Consider the following 22,764-nt stretch of genomic DNA (forward strand, 5'->3'; position numbering starts at 1 on the left):
GTCCGGGACTAGTCCGGGACGACGGACGGGCCGCCGGGCGCGGCCACGTCGGTCAGCGCGGTGCGCTGGAAGGTGCCCGCGTCCACGGCGGGCGGGGCCGCGGCGGCACGGCCGCCCGGCAGGTCGCCGACCGGCGGGAACGGGTGCCCGCCCGCCGAACCGCCGTGCGGGCCGTCCTGCACGGGCGGCAGCACGGGGGCGTGCGCGGGAGCGCGGTGGTCTCCGGCGCAGCGCGCGCAACCCGCGGGCTTCCGCTCCGCGGCCGCCTTGGCGGCACCGGCCGCGGGGCGGGGCGCGGGGACCGCGTCGTCGCGGTCGTGCGCGGCGGAGGCCTTCCCGTCCGGCGCCTCCGCCGGCTCAGCGGCGGCCGGGCGCCCTTCGGACGGCGCCTCGGTCACCCGCTGGACGAGGCCGCGCAGGACGGGCCGCTCGGACCGGACGTCCGGAACCCGGACGTGCGGGACCCGGACGTGCGGGACCCCGGCGGCGTCCGCGAGCTCGCGCACACGGCTGACGGCCCGGTCCTTGTCGCCGAACAGGTCGCGCTGCCGCGACCGGACGTACCGCATCGGGTCGCCGCCGATCTCGCGCACGTCGTCGGCCATCGTGCGCCGGGCGGGCCGGGACGCGAGGTGCCGCAGCGTGGCCGGGCCCCGGTCGCCGGCCTGCACCGCCTGCGGCGGGCGCTCCGCGGCGAACGCGGAGTCGGCCAGCGCGGACAGCGCGACCCACCCCGCGAAGGCGAAGCCGGCGACGGCGAGGAGCCGCAGGAGAACGGGGACGAGGGCACGCCGCGGCCGACCCTGGGGGCGGTTCGCCCCGCGCCGGATCGGTGCGCACTCCACTGCCGGTTCTCCTTGTCGCCGAATTCGTGGTCCGCTAGAACGTAACACCTGATGGGCCGCCCGCAAGGAGCATCGATTTCTTCACCGGCGTGTCCCCCGATCGTTTACCGCGCCATTAATACGCCTTTTACCGCGCCCGGCTTTCCATTCCGCGGACGTCCGCTTTGCCGTCCTTGAACCATGTGCCGGTACTCGCGGGCGTTCCGGGGAGAAGCATGGCGACCGGTATCGGATGCGCTACAGTCGGTAAGCGGGCGGTCACCGGATCGCCCCATCGAGGAGCTGCCATGCCCGACCCCTCGTCCGCGATCGCCCGCCTCCACCCGCTGCGCCGCCACCGCGCCCCCCGCCGCGAGGCCCACCGCTTCCTCACCCGAGCCGACCTCATGCTGATCGCGCTCTCCAACGTCCCCGCTGCTCAGCGCACCAAGACCCGCCGCGGCCTCTCCGGCGTGTGGACGCTCTACTCGCGCTGGCACTGGTTCCGGGAGACGGCGCGGACCGAACGGGTCCGCCGGCGCGCCCTGCCGCCGGGGTACTAGCGCCGCCCGGGCGTGCTCCGTGCCGTGAGCCGCCCGTCCAGTGGACGATCCTCAACCCCGGAACCGGCGAATTCTCCCGCCATACCGCATTCAGCGGAGGGCACGCCGTCCCAGCGCGACCAGAACCGCCGTGAAATGGGTCCGGGGTGGAAATGCACCCGCCTCCAGGAGGGGGCGGTCTCCTGAAGGCGAGTGCGGTGCGGTCTACCGGTGGGACGCGTCCGTTTCCAGGACGCCGGCCAGGTGCGCCGCGGTCGGCCGCGGCCGCGGGATGCGGCGGATGATGTGGTGGGCGATGCGGCCCGCGGCGAAGTCCGCGCCGTGGACGAAGCGCATCACCGGGCCGAAGGTCGGGGCCGCGGCCAGGCCGGCGAAGTAGAGGCCGGGCGTGGACGCCTCGAAGTCGCGGCTGAGGACCGGGGCGCCGAACCGGGTGGCGATGCGGCCGCGCAGGTCAGGGGCGAGCAGGCCGAGCCGGGTCACGTCCGGGACGTACCCGGTGGCGGCGATGACGTGCTCGAACTCGGTGACGAGGCGGCGGCCGCCGCGGTCCACGGTGGTGAGCGCGAGGCCGTCCTCCTGCTCCACGGCCTTCGCCAGCCGGCGGCCCGTCGACACGCGGACCCGCTCGTCCAGCCGGTCGCGCAGCCACCAGGAGCCGGCCGGCGGGAGCGTCTCGCGGACGATCCGGCGGCGGGTCCCCTCCGGCAGGTACCGGACGAGCCCCGGGCGCTCCGCCCACAGCCAGGTGCGGTAGCCGGTGCCGAGGCCGGAGCGGGGGCCGCCGAGCAGCCGGTCGCGCAGGGAGCGGCGCTCCGCGGGGACGGTGTTCCAGTCGATCTCCGGCCGCCGGGCGATGACGTGCGGCCGCGCGCCCGCGTCGGCCAGCAGGACCGCGGTCTCCAGCGCGGACTGCCCGGCGCCGATCACGCCGACCTCCTTGCCCGCGAAGAGGGCGAGGTCGCGGTGGGCGCTGCTGTGCGAGACGAGCCAGGACGGCATGCCGGCCAGCTCGTCCGGGATGTGGGCGAACGGGCCGATGCCGACCGCGACGACCACGGCCCGCGCCGCGATCGTCTCGCCGGTGGACAGCGTGACCGCGTAGCCGGCGGGGCGGCCCCGCTCGATGTTGACGACCTGCGCGTCCCGGTCGTCCGGGCGCTGCGGGACGGCCTCGGCGGCGAACCAGCGGCCGTACCCGACGAACGTGTCCAGCGGGATCGGCTGCCCGATGCGCCAGCCGGGGTGCAGGTCGGTGAACCTCATCCCCGGCTGCGGCGAGCCCAGGCTGGACGCGAACGGCTCGGACTTGAGGAACATGCCCTCGGGCATGCCGGTCTCCCAGAACCGCATCGGCTCGCCGATGGTGCGGACGTCGAGCCCGACGTTCTGCAGGTGGGCCGCGGTCGACAGGCCGTAGGGCCCGGCGCCGGCGATCACGACGTCGCTGGCCGAGTCGCTCATGTCTCATTCCCCCGTGTGATTGTGGTGTTTACCTGGTGCGCAGCCGCTCGACGGCGCGGAGCGCGCTCCGCCGGCCCATCGCGAGGAAGGGCGGCAGGTCGTCCCCGGCGAACCAGGCGAACTCGTCGGCCTCGCGGAGCGGCCGGAGAGTGTCGCGCAGCGGGCGGAGGGTCCCGCCGCGCAGCAGCCGCCGCCCGGCCGCCTGCTGGACGTAGTGGTTCTCCACCAGCAGGCGGCGGCCGGGCGCCGGGCTCGCGTCCGGGACGCGGCGGCCGGACTGGTGGAGGTGCAGGACGCGGGCGAGGTCGAGCCCGTTCCGGTCGGTGAACAGCCGGAACTGCGCCCCGATCCGCGGGTTGAAGTCGAGCAGGTGGTAGCCGCCGTCCCGGTCGAGGCGGAAGTCGAGGTCGACGAGGCCGCGGCAGCCGAGCAGCCGGACGATCCGGACGGCGAGCCGGTGGAGCTCGTCGTTGCCGACCCACTCCCCGGCGACGGTGTGCCCGGCCTGCGGCGGGTGCGCGAGGTGCTTGCGGCCGGTCCCGCCGAACAGGCAGTCGAGGTTCTCGTCGAAGTAGCCCTGGAAGAACCAGTCGCCGCGGCCCGCCGGGATGCGGCGCTGCAGGATCAGCGGGCCGGCGTCGCCGTCCGGGTCGCGGTGGCGGGTGGCGGCGAACAGCCGGTGCAGCTCGCCGAGGGTGCGGACGACCGTGGTGCTGCGCATCCCGGTGCCGAGCCGCCAGGGCCGCGCCCACTTGGCGATCACCGGCAGGCCGAGGTCCCGCGCGGCCTCGTCGACGTCGGCGGCGGACTCGGGGGTCCGGCTCTCCGGGGAGGTGATGCCGTGCTCCTCGCACGCGTCCCGCAGCCGGCGCTTGTCGGCGACGCCGCGCGGGACGTCCGGCTCCTGGTGCGGGAAGACGAAGCGGGGCCGCAGCGAGTCCGCGTGCTCGGCGACGAAGATCGCGCCGGCGTCGTCCATCGGGACGAGCAGCGTCTCGCGGCCGATGCGCTCGGCGATCGCGCGCAGGTGGCTCAGCAGTTCGGACGGGTAGGCGGTGGGCGGCGCCCACGGATGGCGGCGGTGCAGGTAGCGGGACCGGGCCGCGGGGTTGGCGGGGCCCTCCATGATGGCGTGGACGGGCACGCCGGCGCGGCCGAGGCTGCGGATCGCCGCGAGCGTCCCGTGGTGGAAGTGGTTGCGGTCGGTGCGCAGCAGCAGGACGGGGAGGCCGGCATCCAGGCGCGTCCGGGGCGGGGTGCGGGTGTCGAAGAACATGTGTTCAGGCGTATTCCCAAGGATTGCGGCGCACGACGACCTTCCTCACGTAAATTCTGGGCCTGTTCCGTCCGGACGCCTTTTTCGCGATGGGCGCCCAAGGGCATACGATACGCATGCGAGCTGCGGATATCCATTCAGCGGGACGGCCATTCGGCGGACGGCGGAAAAGGCCCATTCCGTTCTGTCCGCTCCCTCCGCTTCTGGCCGCGTTCGCCATGGTCGTGATGCTCGTCGCGTCGACGATGGCGGCCTGGCCGCGGCCCCAGGCGGCGCACAGGGGGCCGTCATATGTGCCGTTGGGGGCGTTCCTGGGGTCGGGGGCGGAGGGGGTCGCCCGGGTCGCCCGGTTCCAGCGCTGGCTCGGCTCGACGGTGACGGTCGGGCGCACCTACCTGCCGGGCGACGGCTGGCGCGAGATCGAGGGGCCGTGGGGGATGCTCACGCCGTGGGCGCGCTGGAAGGCCGCCGATCCGCGCAGGCTGCTGGTGGTGAACGTGCCGATGATGGCGCCGAACGAGGCGTGGATCCCGGTGCCGGTGCTGCGCTCGCTGCTGCGCGGCGGCGCGTCGGGCGCGTTCGACGTCCACTACCGGATCCTGTCCCGGCGCCTGGTCCGGCTCGGCGCCGGCGACGCGGTGATCGTGCTCGGCTGGGAGATGAACGGGGAGTCCTACGGCGGCCGGTGCGCGCCGGACCCCGCCGCGTGGAAGGCGTACTGGCGGCGCATCGTCGCGACCATGCGCGCGGTGCGCGGCGCGCGTTTCCGTTTTGATTTCGCGCCGACCCGGGGCAGCGACGCGATCCCGTGGACGGAGTGCTATCCGGGTGACGACGCCGTCGACATCATCGGGTCCGACACTTACGACCAACCGCCGGGCAAGACTTTTGACGATTACGTGAACCAGCCGTACGGGCTGCGCGCGCAGGCCGCGTTCGCCGCCGCGCACGGCAAGCCGATCTCGTTCCCGGAATGGGGTTTGTTCCGCAATTCCGACAACCCCGAATATGTCAAGGGAATGCACGACTGGATCATGTCGCACGATGTGGTGTACCAGTCGATCACCGACTACTGCCCGCACGGCGTGTGGTCGTGCGGCGCGCACCCCAGGTCGTCCGCCGCCTACCGGGAGCTGTTCGGCGGCGTGACGGCCCCGCCGCCGACGCCGCCGAACGCGCCGTTCGAGCCGGGCGCCCCGGCGACCGCGGCCACGCCGTCCCGGGCTCCGGCGAGGCCCGCGTGGACGAGCCCGCCCGCCACCGCCCGCGGGTCGGCCGGGTCCTCGGCGGGCGCGCCGCCGCGCCCGGCCGCGTCGCGGGTGACGGCGGCGAGCAGGTCCAGCGTCCCGGACAGGTCGTAGGCGGCGGAGGCGGCGGCGGCCGCGCGCCCCTCCCGCTCGGCGGTCTCCGGGCACCGCAGCCGGGCGGTGATCTCCGCGGCGAGCGCGGCCGGGTCCTCCACGGGCACGAGCGCGCCGGTCCCCGGCCCGACGAGCTCCCTGATGCCGGGGATGTCCGTCCCGACGATGGGGCGCCCCACGGCGAGGGCCTCCAGCGCGGTCAGCGGCAGCCCCTCCCACCGGGACGGCAGGACGACGACGTTCGCGGCGGCCAGCCAGTCGCGGGTGTCCGCGACCGCCGGGACGAACCGGGCCCCGGCCGTCCGCAGGCGCCGCAGCCGCTCCAGGTCCTCGCCGTCCCCGACGAGCGCGAGCAGCGCCGGCGGGCACTCCGCGGTGACCGCCGGCCAGGCCGCGAGCAGGACGTCCTGCGCTTTCTGCCTGGTCAGCCGCCCGACGCAGACGGCGAGCGGCACCGAGCCGGCGAGCCCGAGCCGGGTGCGGGCGGCGAGCCGGTCCGCGCCGCCCGCCGGGGCGAACCTGCTCAGGTCGACCCCGTTGCGGACCAGCCGGTACGCGCCGCGCACGCCCGCGTCCACGCCCTGGCTCCGCTCGCCCGCGCCGACGCAGACGAGCGCGTCGCTCCAGCGGGCGGCGAGCCGCTCCCAGCGGCGGCTGAGCGCGGCCTGCCGCCCGGTGGCGGCGAGCCACGACCAGCCGTGCGGCTGGAACAGCGTGGGCGTCCCGCGCGGGCGCAGCAGCAGCCGCCCGGCAAGGCCCGCCTTGGCCGAGTGCAGGTGGACGACGTCGGGCGCGAACGTCCGGACGAGGCGCCGCAGCCGCAGCGACTCCCGCAGCACGCCGGGCCCGGGGGTGCGCGCGGCGCCCCAGTTGAGCCACGGCACGCCGGCCGCCATGCACCGCTCCGGCAGGTCGCCGCCCGGCGGGCACGCCACCGCGACGGCCCAGCCGCGCCTGCGCTGGTCCATCGCCGCCTGCCCGACGTAGACGGCGACGCCGCCCGCGTTGGGCTGGCTGACGTGCAGCACCCGGAGCGGCTCAGCCATGCCCGTCCCGCCCGCGGCGCCGGTCCGACAGCCGCCCGCGCGCCCGGGCGAGCCCGGCGAACGCGGCGGCCGAACCGGACCGGCCGAGGATGATCCGTTCGTTGCGGACGGGCGTCGGCCGCCACTTCAGCTTGTACGGCTCGTCGCCGCGCAGCAGGCTGACGCCCTGCCGGTGCCGGTCCCGGGCGAGGGCGAGGTCCTGGCGCAGCATCATCAGCGAGACGTCCACGCAGGCCCGCAGGTCCGGGATCGCGCCGTACAGGTAGGCGCCGACGTACCGGTGGCCGATGAGGACGAGGTCGCTGGCGACGAGCCGGTCGTCCCACCTGTACTGCAGGACGGCGGCGCGGCCGTCCCGCACCATCCCGCTCGCGGCCTCGGCCAGGTGCCGGCGGAACCGCTCGCGGGTGTGCTCGGGGTTGATGGGGCGGCCCTTCCACTGCAGGGCGTGCAGGTCCAGAAGCGCGTGGACCGCCTCCGCCGCGCGCTCCGGCGGGACGCTCTCCGCCGTGATGCCGCGCACGTCGACCTTGCGGAGCTTCGCCCGCATCTTCCCGGCGGTGCGGCGCGGCAGCCGGTCGAGGACGTCGTCGATGCCGGCGGCCGGGAGCTCCAGGCACACCGACGACGGCGTCCGCCACGTCCCGCGCGGCCACTCCCGGGCGACCTGGTGCGCCACGGACCCGGGGCGCACCTCGCGCAGGTCGATCGCGCACCAGCCGCGCTCGTCCAGCAGCGCCCGCGCGAGGTGCCGGACGGCGCCGTCCGCGTACACCGGGTCGAGGAGGAAGTCGGTGAAGTCGCTCTGCTCCCCGGCCAGCGGGAGCAGCACCGGGAACCCGTACCGGACGCCCGCCATCAGCGGCGCCGCCGCGACGAGCCGCCCCCGGCGGCGGACGAGCACGAGCCGCAGCCGCCCGCGCGTGCCGTACCAGCCCCACCACGCCTTGATCCACTCGTAGGTCTGGAACGGGGTCGCGGCCGGGCTGCGGTCGTACAGGTCGCGCAGCTCGCCGGCGAGGCCGACGAGGGCCTGCTCGTCCCGGTGCACCTCCACCGACCATTCGACGGCCGGGGTCGCGAGCCGGACGGGCGCGACGGCGGTCACGGCGCCACCTCGATCCGGTCGGCGGCGGCCGGGGCGGGGACGGCGGCGCGCCGCCGCGCGTCGCGCCGGGCGCCGCGCCGCCCGCTCATGATCGCGGCGCTGAGCCCGGCGAGCAGCACGCCCGCGGCGGTCCCCGCGGCGATGTCCAGCGCCGGATTCGGCGACGACGGGACGGCGGGCGGCTCGGCGAGCGTCATCAGCGCGACCCGCACCCCGGTGTCCGCGCGGTGCTGCGCCCCGTACCGGACGAGCGCGTCGGCGGCGGCGTTGGCGAACGCGGCGGCGTCGCGGGCCGTCCGGGCGCTGCCGGCCAGCCGGATCAGCGGCGTGTCCGGCGACGTGGACGCCTGGACGTGCCGGCGGGTGTCGCCCGCCGCGTGCGCCGGCAGCGGTATCGAGGAGTGCTGCAGGGTCTCCGGCAGCGGCGCGAGCCGCCCGTACGCCTGCGCGAAACTGACCGCCGCCGGCCCGGACTGGCCGTCGGCGGAGTCCACGACGAGGACGAACGCGGTCGCGGTGTAGGTGGTGGGCGCGAACAGGGCGTATCCGAGCCCGCCGAGGAACCCGGCGAGCACGAACGCGGCGGCCCAGCCGAACCGCCGCAGGTACGCGGCGGCCGGCGCCCGCAGGCGCCCGGCGGCGCCGAGACCCCTGGCCTTCGCTCTCGCTTCACGTTGCGGCATCGTGTGCCCTTTCTCGTATCGGAACGGCCCCGCGGTCGGGCGGCCCGGGCGTGTACAGCCGGGCGAGCGCGGCGGCCTGCTCGGCGATGGCGTAGCGGGCGACGACGGGCGGCACGCGCGTCCGGTCGCGCGGCGCGCGCAGCGCGCCGGCGAGCTCCGCGCTCCAGACCGCGGCGTCGGTGGGGAGGCGGCGCGCGCCGGGGGCCTCGCCGGGCGGGACGTCGTCGAGGGCGGGGCAGGCCGTGTAGCGGACGGGCAGCCCGGCGGCGAGGGCCTCCACGACGCCGAGCCCGAACGTCTCCTGGACGGACGGCGCGGCGAGCACGTCCATCGCGGCGAGCGCGCCCGCGACGTCCGACGTCCCCCCGGTGAAGATGACCGGGACGCGGAGCCGGTGCGCCAGCCGCTCCAGCGCGCCGCGCATCGGCCCGGCCCCGACGAGCAGCAGCCGGACGCCGTCCAGCCGCGCGACCGCCTCGATCAGCAGGTCGAACCGCTTGGTCGGGACGAGCCGCCCGACGGCGCCGACGACCGGCTCGTCCGGGCCGATGCCGAGGCGGCGGCGGGTCGCGGCGCGGCGGGCCGCGTCGAACGCGAACGCGGCGGCGTCGACGCCGTTCGGGATCACGACGATCCGGCCGGGTCTCACCCCCCAGCCGCGCAGCCGGGCCGCGACGGTCGGCGACACCGCGACGGTCGCGGACCCGAGCCGCTCGGTCGCCCGGTACAGCGCCCGGACGCCGCGGGTGGTCGCCCGCCCCTCGATGTGGCCGTCGCCGAGCGAGTGCTCGGTCGCGATGACGCGCGCCGCGCCGGCGAGGCGCGCGGCGATCCGCCCGTAGACGCACGCCCGGTACAGGTGGGTGTGGACGACGTCGAACCGCCCGCGCCGGATCAGCCGGGCGAGCCGGGGCAGCGCCGCGAGGTCGCGGTTGCCGCGCATCCCGATCTCGTGGACGGGCACGCCGGTCCGGCGGATCTCGGCGCCCAGCGTCCCGGTGCGGGTGAGCGTCGCGACCTCGCAGGCGACCGGCAGGTGGCGCAGCAGCAGCGCGAGCTGGCGTTCGGCGCCGCCGTGCTCCAGCCCGGTGATGACGTGCAGGACCCGGGTCACACGCGGCTCCTGCGGCGCAGCTCGTGCCGGACGAGCTTGGCCCGCAGCCGCAGCGGCCCGTCCCGGTCGCCGATGTAGGTGCGGGGCAGCGCGTGCCGGGACGGCTCCGCGGGGCGGATGTCGCAGGCGTGGTCGTACCCGGCGGCGCGCGCCGCCTCGACCTCGCGGGCGCCGGCGTGCCCGTAGGGGTAGGCGAAGCCGGTGACCGGCGCCTGGACGACGTCCTCCAGCGCGGCGCGGCTCTCCTCCAGCTCCTCGCGCAGCTCGGTGTCGTCGGTGCCGGGGAGGGAGACGTGGTGGCGGCCGTGCGAGGCGACCTCCATGCCGGCGTCGGCCACCGTCCGGATCTGGTCCGCCGTCATGAGGGGCTTGCGGGGGCCGCCGTCGTCCCACGCGTTGTAGGCGCCGATCCGCCCGGTGACCACGTACACGGTCGCGCCGAACCCGTACCGCAGCAGCGCCGGGACGGCCCTGGTCGCGAAGTCGGCGTACCCGTCGTCGAACGTCAGCCCGACGAGGCCGCGCGCCCGGCCGGCGGCGTGCGCGTCCAGCAGCTCGGCCATGGCGACGCCGCGCAGGCCGCGCGCCCGCAGCCAGGCGAGCTGGCGCTCGAACCGCGCCGGCGACACCGTCACCAGGTGCGGGTCCTCATCGAAGTGGTCGACCGAGTGGTACATCAGCACCAGCGGGACCGGCCGGATCTCCTCCGCCGGCCGGTCCGGTTCGGTCGTTCTCGCCGGTCGCGTCGTTCCCGCCGGCTCGGTCGGCTGGGTCACTGGTCTCCCCCGATTCGGTCCGGCCGCGCACGCTGCGGCGCGACCGCAAGGCGATCCATGGAGCAAGGAGGTCGGGTCCCGCCAGGGCGGCGAGGACCGCGAAGGCCGCGGCGGTCACGAGCCCGCCGGCGGCGAGCCGGGCGAGCACCGGCGCCCCGGCGGCGGCGTGCGCGAAGAGCATCCCCGCCGCGCAGGCGCCGGCGGCGGCGAGCGCCAGCCGGGACACGTCGGCGGCGACGCGGCGCGGCGGGACGGGCGCGATGCCGCGCCGCAGCCCGGCGAGCAGCAGCACGGCGGCGACCGTGATCCCGGCGGCGTTGGCGGCGGCGAGCGCGATCGTCCCGGCGGACGCGGCGAACGCGCCGCCGATCGCGGCGGTGACCGCCAGGCCGAGCGCGAGCACCCGGGCGGGGCGCCACGTCGGCCGCCGCTGCGCGAAGAACGCGCGGGCGGCGAGGCCGACCGCCGACTGCCCCCACAGCCCGAGCGCGTAGACGCGCATGATCGACGCGGTGCGCCCGGTGTCCCGGGCGGTGAACTCGCCGTGCTCGAACAGCACCTTGATGACGGCCGGCGCGAACGCGATGAGGAACGCGCTCGCGGCCAGCACCAGCGCGCTCGCGACGACGAGGTCCTGCCGGATGCGGCGGGCGACCTGCCAGGTGTCGCCGTCCGCCGAGGCCCGCGCGAGCCTCGGGAACGTCACCGTCACGATCAGCAGCGACAGCACCATCGGCACCTGCGCGACCTTCTGCGCGTAGTTCAGGTGCGAGATGGAACCCGGCGCCAGCTCCGACCCGAGGAACCGCTCGACGAACACCTGGGCCTGCCGCGTCACGGTGTAGACGACGACGGGCGCGACGGCCGCGGCCCCGATCCGCCATTCGACCCCGCCGCCCTTCGGCGCCGCCCCGCGCGGGAGGGACGCGGCCGGGCCCTGCCGGATGCAGCGGGCGAAGGCCGGGGCCTGGACGGCGACCATCAGCAGGCCGCCGCAGGCGACGCCGAGCGCGGCACTGGTGATGCCCATGTAGGGCGCGAGGCCCCCGATCAGCGCGAGGATGCCGACGTTGTAGGCGAGGTAGATCGCGGCGGGCGGGCCGAAGCGGTGGTGGGCGCGCAGCGTCGCGCTCATGAAGCCCGCGACGCCGAACGACACGACGGTGACCGCCGTCAGCCGGACGCACCGGACGGCCGGGCCGCGGTCGGCGAGCCCCGGCGCCAGGACGTCCACCACGATGGGCGCGGCGGCAACGAGCGTGAGCGCGACCAGCGACAGGCCGAGCACCATGCGGGGCAGCGCCGAGGCGGCGAGCGGGCGCAGGCCGTCGCCGCGCGCGAGCAGCCGGGTGACGACGGGGACCATGAGCAGCGCCATCGCGTCCTCGATGAGCAGCGGCGACACCGTCTCCGGGATCGTCCAGGCGACGAGGAACGCGTCGGTGCTCTCGCCGGCGCCGAACAGGTGCGCCATCACGAGGTCGCGGGCGAACCCGAGCCCGGTGCCCGCCGCGATGAGCACCCCCGACAGCGCGGCGGCGCGCCCGACGGAGCCCGTGCCGCCGGTCATTCGCGCACCGTCCCGAACGCGCACGCGGCGATCGCGCCGAGGACGACGGCGACGAGCGCGCAGGTCGGCCCGCCGAGGTCCGCGTACAGGAAGTTCACCAGCAGGAACGCGGTGAGGCCGGCGCCCGCGAGCCAGCACGGGTCGCGGAACCGGCGGCGCGTCCACAGCCCGGCGAGCAGCACCGCGAGCAGCGCGCCGAACCCGGCGACGCCCACCACGCCCTGCTCGCACAGGAACAGCAGGTACTCGTTGTGCGGCGAGAGCAGCGGCTGCCGCGCGTACCCGTTGACCGGGTCGGCGGTCTCGCTGCCGGACGACAGCTCGATCGTGGCGTAGGTGTCGCGGTAGGCGGGGAAGTTCTTCACGCCGACGCCGGTGAGGGGATGGTCCTCCCAGATCCGCACGGCGGCGGCCCACAGGTTGTACCGGTCGTCCACCGACCGGTCGGGATGGCTGATCGAGGCCGCCATCGACTTGGACCGCTCGACGACGGCCTGCCCGCCGCCGCCCGTGCCCGCGGCCGCGACCACCAGCAGCGCGCCGCAGCACACCAGGACCTTCACGGCCGTCCACCGGTCGAACAGCACCAGGATGAGGACGGCGGCGGCGCCGAGCGCGAGCCACGTCCCGCGGCTGAGCGCGAGCGCGAGCGCCGCGGCCAGCACGACGAGCCCGCCCAGCGCGGCGGCCACGGCGGCGGGGCCGCGGCGCGGCGCGGCCAGCGCGAACGCGGTCAGGATGAGGAACGCGAACCCGGCGACGATCGACATCGCCATCACGTCGAGGGCGCCGAACGTGCCGACGGCGCGGATGCTCCGCCCGTCCAGCGACGCGCCGTTGCCGGTGACCGACTGCCAGATCCCGTACCCGGCCTCCGCCAGCCCGAGCCCGAGCAGCGACGCGAACACGACGGCGAGGTCGCGGCGGTCCCGGACGAGCAGCACGACCGCCAGCGGCACCAGCACGAAGACCTGCAGGTCGCGGACGAACCCGGCCAGGCTGGTCCCGATGTCCGGGGAGTGCACGGTGCTGACGCCGAGCGCCGCCACCAGCGGCGCGAACGCCCAGAACGCCGTGCGCGGCATCTCGGCCCGCCCGGTGACCAGCAGGAACGCGGCGGCCGCCACGAGCACGCAGCCGGCGACGTCCCCGGCGGTGACCTGCACGCCGGGCCCGAACGCCTGCGAGCCGGGCGGGACCCCGACGCTCGCCACCGCCGCCGCGATCAGCAGGCTCGGGCGCCGCGGGATCCTCGCGGCGGCGGCCGGCGCGGCGAGGACGGTCATCCGGCGTCCTTGCAGAGCATCGCCCGTGCCGTCAGCAGCAGGATCCGCAGGTCGCCGCCGAACGTCCAGTGGTCGATGTAGTGGTTGTCGAGCCGGGCCCGCAGCTCGATCGACGTGTCGCCCCGGAACCCGTGGATCTGCGCCCAGCCCGTCATCCCGACCGGGACGCGGTGGCGCAGCATGTAGCCGGGGCAGGTGCGGGCGAACTGCTCCACGAAGTGGGGGCGCTCCGGGCGCGGCCCGACGAGGCTCATGTCGCCGCGCACCACGTTCCACAGCTGCGGGAGCTCGTCCAGCGACGTATTGCGCAGGAACCTGCCGACCCGTCCCATCCGCGCGTCGTCCTTGACGGTCCAGCGGGTGTCGGACTCCCGCTCGTCCGCCGGCTTCAGCGTCCGGAACTTCAGCAGCACGAACTCCTCGCCGCCGAGCCCGATCCGCCGCTGCCGGAACAGCACGCCGGGGCCGCCCTCGATCCGCACGGCGAGCGCGCAGGCGGCGAGCAGCGGCGCGAACGCGACCAGCAGCAGGGACGCCACGACGAGGTCGAGCGCCCGTTTCGCGCGGCGGGCGGCGGGGTCGCGGAGCCCCCAGTCGACCCGCGCGCACGGCAGCCCGGCGAGGTACTCGCGCCGCGCCGGCGGCACCGGCACCACGTCCGACGGCGGCTGGACCAGCAGCGTCTCGCACGGCAGCCCGAACGACATGCGCAGCACGGCGCCGAGCTGCTCGGGGTGGACGTCCTCGGCGACGACGACGAGCGTGTCGACCGAATGCTCCTCCACCAGCGCCGGCAGGTCGGCCGTCTCGCCGAGCACCGGCGCCGGCGCGGGACGCCCCGCCGCCACCTGCCCGACCGCCGACAGGCCGAACTCGCCCCGGTTCCGCAGGATGTCGACCATGTGCGCGGCCATCCCGCCCGTCCCGACGACGAGCGCGTTGCGCGGCCGGGTCCTCCGGCACCGGTACGTCCGGACGGCGGCGTTCATGAACACGCGGAACCCCAGCGACATCGACGCCGAGACCGCCACCGCCCACACCAGCGCCGCCGCCGGGTGCGGCAGCAGCACCGCGACGATCGCGGCGACCACGAGCATCCGCAGAAGCAGGGGCGGGGCGTCGGCCAGCAGCGACGGGTTGCGGCGCGTCCGGTAGAGCCCGCCCGACGCGTTGGCCAGGACGACGCCCAGCGCCGCGAGGGCCGCGATCACCCCGCTCCGCGACATGGAGACGCCGACGGCCATCGCCCACCCGTCCACCACCGCGAGGCACGCCGGGCACAGCCCGGCCAGGGTGCGCGCGCCGCGCCCGGCCGGGGCGAGGACGCCGGCGGGAGCGAGATCCGCGGGGCCGCCCCCCGAGTCGAGGGAGGGACTCAGCCCCTGGGCTCTCATCGCGCGCGTCCCTTCACAGACAAGAACTCACCTAGCAGGGCCGTCGCGGGCCGGCCACGGTCCAGCATCGCAACTGGTCAGCACGCGGATCGCCGCTTTTAACCGCGCCCAGCACAGTCTTGAAGAGAAGATCGACCGAGGGCCCGGAGCGTCAGCGGACCACGAAAGATCCGCCGAATCGGCCCCGGCGCGCGAACCTTCGGGGGACCATGGACGTCTTAAGTGATCGGACGCCGCCACCCTGCCGCCCCGCCTCCGGCCGGCTCGGGAATAAGGGCCGTTCCGTAAGCGATCTCTTTGCCGTCCCGCGGTACGCGGGTCCGGCCGGCTGTTGAAGGAGAACGGTGCGAGGAAAGGCGTTGGTGCTGACGCTCGTCCTGGGGCTGGCGGCCGCCTGCGGCGGCGGCGACGGGGAATCCGGCGGAGCGACCGCGAAGGGCGGCGACGACGGCACGCCGCAGGTGACGATCACCCCGGCGAACGGCAACGGCAGGGCCCGCCCCGACCGGGGCGTGACGGTCACCGCCTCCGGCGGCACCCTCGGGGCCGTCTCCGTGAAGCTGAAGGGCGCCGACGTCCCCGGCGAGTTCTCCGCCGACAAGACCAAGTGGCACTCCAAGTGGACGCTGCAGCCCGGCGGCCGCTACCAGGTCTCGGCCACGGCCACGTCCCCGAAGGGCAAGTCCACCACCGCGACGAGCGCGTTCCGCACCAGCAGCGCCACCGCCGCCACCCGCGTCAACAACGTCGTGCCCAGCCAGAACGAGACCGTCGGCACCGGCATGCCGGTCTTCGTCCAGTTCAACAAGGCCGTCCCGGAGAAGGCCAAGCCGCTCATCGAGCGCGCCACCGAGATCTCCTCGACCACCCCCACCGAGGGCGCCTGGCGCTGGCTGAGCGCGGGCGAGTCCTTCAACGGCCTCCCCTCGATGGTGTTCCGCCCGAAGCGCCCGTGGAAGCCGCACCAGCGCGTCACGGTCAAGATCCACTACGCGGGTCTGCGGATCGGCGACGACGTCTTCGGCGACCGCGACGTCGTCCGCACCTTCAAGGTCGGCGACTCCCACGTCGTCAGCATCAACGCCAAGACGCACCGGCTCGTCGTCAAGAAGAACGGCCGCACCGTCCGCACCTGGGGCGTCAGCCTCGGCTCCGGCGGCGACGTCCAGCGCGACGGCGTCGACCACCTGCTCACCACCAGCGGCGTCCACCTCACCATGGACCACGTCCGCCTGGAGCGCATGCGCCCGCCGGGCAAGAAGAAGGGCGACCCGGGCTGGTACGACGAGAAGGTCCCGTGGGCGACCCGCATCTCCAACAGCGGCGAGTACATCCACCAGAACATGGACGACCCGTCCTGCCTCGGCAACCGCAACTGCAGCCACGGCTGCGTCCGCTCCCCCGCCGCCGACGCCCAGTGGTTCTTCCACTGGTCCTACCGCGGCGACATCGTCACCATCACCGGCACCAAGCGCTCCCTCCAGTGGACGAACGGCTGGGGCTACTGGCAGCTGCCTTTCGCCAAGTGGACCAAGGGCAGCGCCCTGGGCAAGCCCATAACCACCGCCAAGTCCTGACAAGGCCGGCCCGCGTCACCGGGTCCCAGTGCGTACGCACCATCATTTCTGCGCTCTCGTGGATGGCGAGAGCGTTGGGGTGGGCTTGGTTGCGGACGTGCTTGTTTCATGGGGTTAGCGGGCCTCGACTACACTTTTGTCATTCGTTGTCGGAATCTTTTGCGTCTTGGGGTGGGACATGGCCGCGTCGCAGGGCATCGCCGAGGAGTTGCGCGGTGTCGGGCTGCGGGTGACGGCCGCCCGCGTCGCTCTGCTGGAGACCGTCCGGACCGGGGACCACCTCGATGTCGAGGCCATCGCCGGCGGGGTGCGGGAGCGGGTGGGGCACATCTCGCTCCAGGCCGTCTACGAGGCGCTGCACGCGCTGACGGCGGCGGGGCTCGTGCGCCGCATCCAGCCGGGCGACAGCCCGGCGCGGTTCGAGGGGCGCGTCGGCGACAACCACCATCATCTGGTCTGCCGCAACTGCGGGGCCATGAGGGACGTCGACTGCGTGGTGGGGCACGCGCCCTGCCTGGAGCCGGTCGACGAGGCCGGATACCTCGTCGACGAGGCCGAGGTGACGTTCTGGGGGCTCTGCCCGGACTGCCGTGCGTGACGCCGTCTGCCGTGCGTGACGCCGTCTGCCGTGCGTGACGCCGTCTGCCGTGCGTGACGGCGTCCAGGCCGGCCAGGGAGGAGGGCCGGCCTGGACGTGACGGTCACGCGAGGTCGAAGCGGTCCAGGTTCATCACCTTGTTCCACGCGGCGACGAAGTCCTGAACGAACTTCTCCTTCGCGTCGTCTGCCCCGTAGACCTCGGAGATCGCGCGGAGCTCGGAGTTCGCGCCGAACACGAGGTCGACGCGGCTGCCGGTCCACTTGACGTCGCCGGAGGCGTCCCGGCCCTCGAAGGTCTCGGAGTCCTCCGACGTCGGCTCCCACGTGATGCCCATGTCGAGCATGTTCACGAAGAAGTCGTTCGTCAGGGCGCCGGGACGGTCGGTGAGGACGCCCAGCTTGCTCCCCTTGTAGTTCGCGCCGAGGACCCGCAGGCCGCCGACCAGCACCGTCATCTCGGGCGCGGTGAGGTTCAGCAGCTGCGCCCGGTCGACCAGGAGGAACTCGGCCGGCAGCGGGTTGCCCTTGCCGACGTAGTTGCGGAACCCGTCGTGCGTCGGCTCCATCGCCGCGAACGACTCCACGTCGGTCTGCTCCTGCGAGGCGTCGGTGCGGCCCGGGGTGAACGGCACCTCGATGTCGTGGCCCGCGTCCCTGGCCGCCTTCTCGACGGCCGCGCAGCCGCCGAGGACGATCAGGTCGGCGAGCGAGACCTTCTTGCCGCCGGTCTGCGCGGAGTTGAACGCCCGCTGGACGCCCTCCAGCGCGCTCAGCACCTGCGCCAGCTCGTCGGGCTCGTTGACCTCCCAGCCGCGCTGCGGCTCCAGGCGGATGCGGGCGCCGTTGGCGCCGCCGCGCTTGTCGCTGCCGCGGAACGACGCGGCCGACGCCCACGCGGTGGAGACCAGCTGCCGGACCGACAGCCCGGTGGCCAGGATCCGCTGCTTGAGGTCGGCGATGTCCGCCGCGTCGACGAGCTCGTGGTCGACGGCCGGGACCGGGTCCTGCCAGATGAGCTCCTCGTCCGGGACCTCCGGGCCGAGGAGGCGGACGACCGGGCCCATGTCGCGGTGGGTGAGCTTGTACCAGGCGCGGGCGAACGCGTCCGCGAACTCGTCCGGGTTGTCCTTGAACCGCCGCGAGATCGGCTCGTAGATCGGGTCGAACCGCAGCGCCAGGTCCGTGGTGAGCATCGTCGGGTGCGTCCGGCCGTCGGAGTGGGCCAGCGGGATGGTGCCCTCGCCGGCGCCGTCCTTGGGCCGCCACTGCCAGGCGCCCGCGGGGCTCTTGTACAGCTCCCACTCGTACCCGAAGAGGATCTCCCAGAAGCTGTTGTCCCACTTGGTGGGCGTGTCGGTCCAGGTGACCTCCAGGCCGCTGCCCATCGCGTCGGCGCCCTTGCCGGTGCCGTAGGTGCCCTTCCAGCCGATGCCCATCTGCTCCAGCGGCGCGGCCTCCGGCTCCGGCCCGACGTTGGCGTGCGGGTCGGCGCCGTGGGTCTTGCCGAAGGTGTGGCCGCCGGCGATCAGCGCGACGGTCTCCTCGTCGTTCATCGCCATCCGGCGGAACGTCTCGCGGATGTCGCGGGCCGCGGCGAGCGGGTCCGGGTTGCCGTTCGGGCCCTCCGGGTTGACGTAGATGAGGCCCATCTGCACCGCGGCGAGCGGGTTCTCCAGCTCGCGGTCGCCGGTGTAGCGCTCGTCGCCGAGCCAGGTCTGCTCGGGGCCCCAGTAGACGTTCTCGTCCGGGACGTAGACGTCCTCGCGGCCGCCGCCGAACCCGAACGTCTTGAAGCCCATCGACTCCAGGGCGACGTTGCCGGCGAGGATGTACAGGTCGGCCCAGGAGAGGCTCTTGCCGTACTTCTTCTTGACCGGCCACAGCAGCCGGCGGGCGCGGTCGAGGAGGACGTTGTCCGGCCAGCTGTTCAGCGGCGCGAAGCGCTGCTGGCCGCTCCCGCCGCCGCCGCGGCCGTCGTGGATCCGGTAGGTGCCGGCGCTGTGCCACGCCATCCGGATCATGAGCGGCCCGTAGTTGCCGAAGTCCGCGGGCCACCAGTCCTGCGAGTCGGTGAGCAGCGCGGCGATGTCGGCCTTGACGGCGGGCAGGTCGAGGCTCTTGAACGCCTCGGCGTAGTCGAAGTCCGGACCGTACGGGTTGGTCTCGGCGGGCTGCGAGGCGAGCCCCCGCAGGTTGAGCCGTTCCGGCCACCAGTTGCGGTTGCCCCCGCCCTGGGTGGGGTGCGGTGCGCGCGTGCCGTGCACGACCGGGCAGCCGCCGGCGCTCTCGGTGTTCTCAGCCATGTGCTTCCTTCCAGGACGAAGCAGTGGATGGATCGGGTGGGCAGTCGGGGCACAGGCCCCAGTAGACGACCTCGGCCTCGTCGATCGAGAAGCCCCGGTCGTCGGAGGCGGTGAGGCATGGGGCCTCGCCGACGGCGCAGTCGACGTCGGCGATGGCGCCGCAGGACCTGCAGACGACGTGGTGGTGGTTGTCGCCGGTCCGCGACTCGTAGCGCGCCACCGAGCCGGAGGGCTGGATGCGCCGCACCAGCCCCGCCGTCGTCAGCACGCGCAGCGAGTCGTACACGGCCTGGTGGGACGTCTTCGGCAGCTCCCGGCGCACCGCGCCGATGATCGTGTCGGTGTCCGCGTGCGGGTGCGCATGCACCGCGCGCAGCACAGCGACCCGCGGCCTGGTCACTCGCAGAGCGGCCCCGCGCAGCAACTCCGGAAACTCCGAGGTCGTCACCACGCGACACAGGGTGTCCGATTTTCTTGAACGAGTCAAGATAAGGAGTCGTCCAAGTTTGGACGCGCCGCCGGGCCGGGACGCCGCCGCGGGCCACGATGCCGGAGTGAAGACAGAGGCGCGAGAGGGAGGTGCAAAACGGGACGTTTCACTAGGATGCTCGCGTGCGCGAAGATCAAGAGGTCCCGGACGACGGCGTGCTGACCGCGCCGCTCCCGCTGCCGGACCGCGCCTCCGGCGAGGACCGACCCGCGGAGGTGGTCGTGGAGCGCGAGACTGCTGCGGGCACCGGGGTCGATCCGGCACCGGTGCGCGCGTTCGGGCAGGACGTCGAGCGGCTCTCCGGGCTGGTGGCGCAGCTCGGCACCCTCGCCGCGGCGCTGGGCGACCGGCTCGACGGCGAGGTCAAGAGCGTGCTGGGCGAGGCCGAGCGGGCGCTCGCGGAGGCGGGCGACGCGCGGCGGCTGGCCGCGGAGGCGGAGGCCCGCGCCAAGGAGGCCGACGCCCGCGCGGACGCGGCGCGGCAGGAGGTCGCCGAGGCGCGCGAGGAGCTGGAGAAGGGCCTCGCCGCCGCGAAGGCGAGCGTCACCGCCGCGCAGGAGAGCGAGGCCAACGCGTGGAAGGAGGCGGGCGCGCACCAGCAGGCCCGCGCCACGTCCGCCAACGAGGCCGCGCACGCCGAGGGGCTCCGCAAGCGCGCCGAGGCGGCGTGGAGCACCGAGCACGAGGCCCGGGCCGAGGCCGAGCGCGAGCGCGACGACCTCGCCACCCGGCTGTCCGCCGAGCAGAGCGCGCTGGCCACCGCCCGCAGCGACCTGGCGGACGCGCGGGCCGAGCTGGCGGAGGCCCGCGCCAAGCTGGAGGCCGCCGCCGAGACCGAGCGCCGGCTGCGCGCCGAGCTGAGCGTCGTCCAGGGCGAGGTCGCCGGGCTGACCGTGGAGAAGAACGCCGCGGCGGCCCGGGCGGAGGAGCAGGCCGCCCGCGCCAAGCGCGCCGAGCAGCTCGCCGACTCCGCGGAGGACCGCATCCTCGCCGCGATGGCCCGCGCGGACCGGGCCGAGCGGCGCGCGGACGCCGCGGAGGAGCGCGCCGACGCCGCCGAGGTGCGCATCGACCGCGACGCGGCGACCGTCCGCGCGCTGCAGGACACCCTGCGGGCGGCGCTGGACCTCCCGGCCGTCGAGGACCTCGGCGACGGCCGCGGCGTGCGGGTCGACGAGTCCGCCGCGGTCGTCGCCCGGCCGGGCGGGCTGATCGGCGTCGACCAGATCCCGGACGAGATGGACGGCGAGCTGGCCGGCCGGTTCGCCCGCGCGATCCTGGCCGTCCGCGTCCATCAGGCCACCCAGCGGCCGGCCCCGGAAGAACCCGCCGACCTGCCCGGGGAGTAGCCGCTCGCACGGCCGGTGCGGCGCGGCCGGTGCGGTACGGCCGGTGCGGCGCGGTCAGCGGAGCGCGGCGGGCGCGGTCGCCGGGACGACGGGCTTGTCGGGCATGACGCGGTCGATGCGCCGGTAGGCGCTGCCGGGCTCGGGGCGCGGGTCCTTCTCGCCGCGGTTCGGCCAGAACGCCATGGCGCGTTCGGCCTGGGCCGTGATGGTCAGGGACGGGTTGACGCCGAGGTTCGCGGTGACCGCCGAGCCGTCCACGATGTGCAGCCCCGGATACCCGTGGACGCGGTGGTACGGGTCGATGACGCCGGTCTCCGGGGTCTCCCCGATGACGCAGCCGCCGATGAAGTGCGCCGTCGTCGGGATGTTGAACAGGTCGAACCACGTCCCGCCGGGGGTGGCGTCGAGCTCCTCGGCGAGCATCCGGACGGCGTCGTGGGCGACGGGGATCCAGGTCGGATTCGGCTCGCCGTCGCCCTGCCGCGCGACCAGCCTGCGGCGGCCGAGGCGGCCCCGCTTCTCGCTGAGGGTGATCGAGTTGTCGGCGGTCTGCATCACGAGGGCGATGACCGTCCGCTTGGCCCAGTCCTTGAGGGAGAGGCCGCGCAGGATGATGGTCGGGTGCCGCGCGGCCTGGCCGAGGAACTTCAGCCAGCGGGGCGCGCCGCCGCCGTCCACGAGCAGCGTCCGGATGACGCCCATCGCGTTGTTGCCCGCCCCGTACCGGGTGGGTTCGATGTGGGTCTTGTCATCCGGGTGGAAGGACGAGGTGATCGCGAGGCCGGTGCTGTGGTCGACGTCCTTCTTGCGGTGCCACACGGTCATGCGCTCGACGCCGAGCAGCGCCTCGGAGTTGGTGCGGGTGAGCTCGCCGAGCCGGGGCGACAGGTTCGGCAGGCGGCCGGACGCGCGCATGCGGTGCAGGAGGCGCTGCGTCCCGTACGTCCCGGCGGCGAGGACGACGTGCTCGGCGGTCAGCGTCCGGCGGCGCCGGCGCAGCGGCCCGGTGTGCTCGGCGACCACCTCGTAGCCGCCGCCCGCCCGCGGCGACAGCGCGGTGACGGTGGTGTCCGGGATGACCTGGACGCCCGCCTTCTCCGCCAGGTACAGGTAGTTCTTGGTGAGCATGTTCTTCGCGCCGACCTTGCAGCCGATCATGCAGGAGCCGCAGGCGGTGCAGGTCGTCCGGCGCGGCCCGGCGCCGCCGAAGTACGGGTCGTCGGCGTCCTCGCCGGGCCGGTCGCCGAAGAACACGCCGACCGGCGTCGGATGGTAGGTGTCGCCGGCGCCCATCCGGTCGGCGACCCGCTTCATCGCCTCGTCGGCGGGCGTGACGAGCGGGTTCGTCGTGACGCCGAGCATGCGCCGGGCCTGGTCGTAGAACGGCTTCAGCTCGTCCTGCCAGTCGGTGATGCCGCCCCACTGGCGGTCCTTGAAGAACGGCTCCGGCGGGACGTAGAGGGTGTTGGCGTAGACGAGCGAGCCGCCGCCGACGCCGGCCCCCGCCAGCACCAGCACCCCGGCCTTGCCGCCGACCAGGTGGACGCGCTGGATTCCGCGCATGCCGAGGCGCGGCGCCCACACGTACTTGCGCAGCCGCCAGGACGTCTTGGGGAGCGTCCGCTCGTCGAACCGGCGGCCGGCCTCGATCACGGCGACCCGGTAGCCCTTCTCGACCAGCCGGAGCGCCGACACGCTTCCGCCGAACCCGGAGCCCACCACGATGACGTCGAAGTCGTAGGCGTCATCGGACATCGCACACCACCTTCGTCGCGGGGAAGGCCACCGAGTGTGGGCCCTCGCCCGCGCCGTCCGCCATGGGAATGGGACAACGATTCGATGACGCGTTTGTCACCCGAGTGATAAACGCAGGCCGGCGGACGCTCGCAGCGCGTCCCCGGAAAGGCCCGGCAAATGGCGCGGAGCCTGTGGACGCTCTCCGGGCGGTCCCCACGGCCGACCGCTCGCGCCGTACGGGAC

The 22,764-nt window shown here is 74.9% G+C and carries 18 protein-coding genes and 1 pseudogene; 5 read left to right on the top strand and 14 right to left on the bottom strand.

The window, feature by feature from the left end:
• Nucleotides 1–8 precede the first annotated feature (8 nt).
• A complete protein-coding gene (locus ACIWVC_RS11440) occupies nt 9–845 on the bottom strand; it encodes a hypothetical protein (protein WP_396445531.1) in 837 nt (278 codons plus the stop codon).
• A 287-nt stretch (nt 846–1,132) separates the two neighbouring features.
• Here ACIWVC_RS11440 and ACIWVC_RS11445 point away from each other — a divergent pair, with 287 nt between their 5' ends.
• Nucleotides 1,133–1,387 carry a hypothetical protein gene (locus ACIWVC_RS11445; protein ID WP_396445530.1) on the top strand — a complete coding sequence of 85 codons (255 nt, stop codon included), beginning with the start codon at nt 1,133–1,135 and terminating at the stop codon, nt 1,385–1,387.
• A 204-nt stretch (nt 1,388–1,591) separates the two neighbouring features.
• Here ACIWVC_RS11445 and ACIWVC_RS11450 read toward each other — a convergent pair whose 3' ends face one another.
• Together ACIWVC_RS11450 and ACIWVC_RS11455 are read right to left on the bottom strand one after the other, a co-directional pair.
• A complete protein-coding gene (locus ACIWVC_RS11450) occupies nt 1,592–2,851 on the bottom strand; it encodes an NAD(P)-binding domain-containing protein (RefSeq protein ID WP_396445529.1) in 1,260 nt (419 codons plus the stop codon).
• Nucleotides 2,852–2,879: 28 nt separating this feature from the next.
• Nucleotides 2,880–4,127, bottom strand: a complete 1,248-nt coding sequence (locus ACIWVC_RS11455; RefSeq protein ID WP_396445528.1) for an ATP-grasp domain-containing protein — start codon at nt 4,125–4,127, stop codon at nt 2,880–2,882.
• Between the two features lie 659 nt (nt 4,128–4,786).
• Between ACIWVC_RS11455 and ACIWVC_RS11460 the strand changes: the two are divergent.
• Nucleotides 4,787–4,993, top strand: a pseudogene (locus tag ACIWVC_RS11460) (glycosyl hydrolase); the annotation flags it as partial.
• Nucleotides 4,994–5,250: 257 nt separating this feature from the next.
• On the opposite strand, the gene ACIWVC_RS11465 reads toward ACIWVC_RS11460, so the two are convergent.
• From ACIWVC_RS11465 to ACIWVC_RS11500, 8 genes are read right to left on the bottom strand one after another with little or no spacing between them, the layout of a single operon-like run.
• Nucleotides 5,251–6,534, bottom strand: a complete 1,284-nt coding sequence (locus ACIWVC_RS11465) for a glycosyltransferase family 4 protein (RefSeq protein WP_396445527.1) — start codon at nt 6,532–6,534, stop codon at nt 5,251–5,253.
• The gene (locus tag ACIWVC_RS11470; protein WP_396445526.1) at nt 6,527–7,642 is read right to left on the bottom strand and encodes a GNAT family N-acetyltransferase; all 1,116 of its coding nucleotides are present in this window, start codon (nt 7,640–7,642) and stop codon (nt 6,527–6,529) included. The genes ACIWVC_RS11465 and ACIWVC_RS11470 overlap by 8 nt, the downstream gene beginning before the upstream one ends.
• Nucleotides 7,639–8,325, bottom strand: coding sequence for a Wzz/FepE/Etk N-terminal domain-containing protein (locus ACIWVC_RS11475; RefSeq protein WP_396445525.1), 687 nt, complete (start codon nt 8,323–8,325; stop codon nt 7,639–7,641). The genes ACIWVC_RS11470 and ACIWVC_RS11475 overlap by 4 nt, the downstream gene beginning before the upstream one ends.
• On the bottom strand, nt 8,312–9,439 hold the full coding sequence (locus tag ACIWVC_RS11480; protein WP_396445524.1) for a glycosyltransferase: 1,128 nt from the start codon (nt 9,437–9,439) through the stop codon (nt 8,312–8,314). The genes ACIWVC_RS11475 and ACIWVC_RS11480 overlap by 14 nt, the downstream gene beginning before the upstream one ends.
• The gene (locus ACIWVC_RS11485; RefSeq protein WP_396445523.1) at nt 9,436–10,116 is read right to left on the bottom strand and encodes a polysaccharide deacetylase family protein; all 681 of its coding nucleotides are present in this window, start codon (nt 10,114–10,116) and stop codon (nt 9,436–9,438) included. Before ACIWVC_RS11485 ends, ACIWVC_RS11480 begins: the two co-directional genes overlap by 4 nt.
• Nucleotides 10,088–11,785 carry a murein biosynthesis integral membrane protein MurJ gene (gene murJ, locus ACIWVC_RS11490; protein WP_396454115.1) on the bottom strand — a complete coding sequence of 566 codons (1,698 nt, stop codon included), beginning with the start codon at nt 11,783–11,785 and terminating at the stop codon, nt 10,088–10,090. Before murJ ends, ACIWVC_RS11485 begins: the two co-directional genes overlap by 29 nt.
• Entirely contained in the window at nt 11,782–13,071 is a 1,290-nt protein-coding gene (locus ACIWVC_RS11495; RefSeq protein WP_396445521.1) for an O-antigen ligase family protein, read from the bottom strand. Before ACIWVC_RS11495 ends, murJ begins: the two co-directional genes overlap by 4 nt.
• Nucleotides 13,068–14,465, bottom strand: coding sequence for an exopolysaccharide biosynthesis polyprenyl glycosylphosphotransferase (locus ACIWVC_RS11500; protein WP_396445520.1), 1,398 nt, complete (start codon nt 14,463–14,465; stop codon nt 13,068–13,070). The genes ACIWVC_RS11495 and ACIWVC_RS11500 overlap by 4 nt, the downstream gene beginning before the upstream one ends.
• A 344-nt stretch (nt 14,466–14,809) precedes the next feature.
• On the opposite strand from ACIWVC_RS11500, the gene ACIWVC_RS11505 reads away from it, so the two are divergent.
• Both ACIWVC_RS11505 and ACIWVC_RS11510 read left to right on the top strand, forming a co-directional pair.
• A complete protein-coding gene (locus ACIWVC_RS11505; RefSeq protein ID WP_396445519.1) occupies nt 14,810–16,042 on the top strand; it encodes an Ig-like domain-containing protein in 1,233 nt (410 codons plus the stop codon).
• 178 nt (nt 16,043–16,220) lie between these two features.
• On the top strand, nt 16,221–16,640 hold the full coding sequence (locus ACIWVC_RS11510; RefSeq protein WP_396445518.1) for a Fur family transcriptional regulator: 420 nt from the start codon (nt 16,221–16,223) through the stop codon (nt 16,638–16,640).
• Between the two features lie 103 nt (nt 16,641–16,743).
• On the opposite strand, the gene katG is transcribed toward ACIWVC_RS11510, so the two are convergent.
• Together katG and ACIWVC_RS11520 are read right to left on the bottom strand one after the other, a co-directional pair.
• Nucleotides 16,744–18,945: a catalase/peroxidase HPI gene (gene katG, locus ACIWVC_RS11515; RefSeq protein WP_396445517.1), complete on the bottom strand. Its 2,202-nt coding sequence runs from the start codon at nt 18,943–18,945 to the stop codon at nt 16,744–16,746.
• On the bottom strand, nt 18,938–19,396 hold the full coding sequence (locus tag ACIWVC_RS11520; protein ID WP_396445516.1) for a Fur family transcriptional regulator: 459 nt from the start codon (nt 19,394–19,396) through the stop codon (nt 18,938–18,940). The genes katG and ACIWVC_RS11520 overlap by 8 nt, the downstream gene beginning before the upstream one ends.
• Nucleotides 19,397–19,557: 161 nt before the next feature.
• Here ACIWVC_RS11520 and ACIWVC_RS11525 point away from each other — a divergent pair, with 161 nt between their 5' ends.
• On the top strand, nt 19,558–20,784 hold the full coding sequence (locus ACIWVC_RS11525; RefSeq protein ID WP_396445515.1) for a hypothetical protein: 1,227 nt from the start codon (nt 19,558–19,560) through the stop codon (nt 20,782–20,784).
• 54 nt (nt 20,785–20,838) lie between these two features.
• Here ACIWVC_RS11525 and ACIWVC_RS11530 read toward each other — a convergent pair whose 3' ends face one another.
• A complete protein-coding gene (locus ACIWVC_RS11530) occupies nt 20,839–22,539 on the bottom strand; it encodes an FAD-dependent oxidoreductase (protein WP_396445514.1) in 1,701 nt (566 codons plus the stop codon).
• Between the last annotated feature and the right edge of the window lie 225 nt (nt 22,540–22,764).

This window comes from Actinomadura sp. (genome assembly GCF_044508335.1).
Classification (GTDB): Bacteria; Actinomycetota; Actinomycetes; order Streptosporangiales; family Streptosporangiaceae; genus Spirillospora.

Excerpts from the sequence above, each read along its gene's own strand:
- katG (WP_396445517.1), bottom strand. The coding sequence starts at position 18,945 with ATGGCTGAGAACACCGAGAGCGCCGGCGGCTGCCCGGTCGTGCACGGC.
- murJ (WP_396454115.1), bottom strand. The coding sequence starts at position 11,785 with ATGACCGGCGGCACGGGCTCCGTCGGGCGCGCCGCCGCGCTGTCGGGG.
- ACIWVC_RS11445 (WP_396445530.1), top strand. The coding sequence starts at position 1,133 with ATGCCCGACCCCTCGTCCGCGATCGCCCGCCTCCACCCGCTGCGCCGC.
- ACIWVC_RS11530 (WP_396445514.1), bottom strand. The coding sequence starts at position 22,539 with ATGTCCGATGACGCCTACGACTTCGACGTCATCGTGGTGGGCTCCGGG.
- ACIWVC_RS11510 (WP_396445518.1), top strand. The coding sequence starts at position 16,221 with ATGGCCGCGTCGCAGGGCATCGCCGAGGAGTTGCGCGGTGTCGGGCTG.
- ACIWVC_RS11495 (WP_396445521.1), bottom strand. The coding sequence starts at position 13,071 with ATGACCGTCCTCGCCGCGCCGGCCGCCGCCGCGAGGATCCCGCGGCGC.
- ACIWVC_RS11475 (WP_396445525.1), bottom strand. The coding sequence starts at position 8,325 with ATGCCGCAACGTGAAGCGAGAGCGAAGGCCAGGGGTCTCGGCGCCGCC.
- ACIWVC_RS11450 (WP_396445529.1), bottom strand. The coding sequence starts at position 2,851 with ATGAGCGACTCGGCCAGCGACGTCGTGATCGCCGGCGCCGGGCCCTAC.
- ACIWVC_RS11465 (WP_396445527.1), bottom strand. The coding sequence starts at position 6,534 with ATGGCTGAGCCGCTCCGGGTGCTGCACGTCAGCCAGCCCAACGCGGGC.
- ACIWVC_RS11455 (WP_396445528.1), bottom strand. The coding sequence starts at position 4,127 with ATGTTCTTCGACACCCGCACCCCGCCCCGGACGCGCCTGGATGCCGGC.
- ACIWVC_RS11500 (WP_396445520.1), bottom strand. The coding sequence starts at position 14,465 with ATGAGAGCCCAGGGGCTGAGTCCCTCCCTCGACTCGGGGGGCGGCCCC.
- ACIWVC_RS11485 (WP_396445523.1), bottom strand. The coding sequence starts at position 10,116 with ATGTACCACTCGGTCGACCACTTCGATGAGGACCCGCACCTGGTGACG.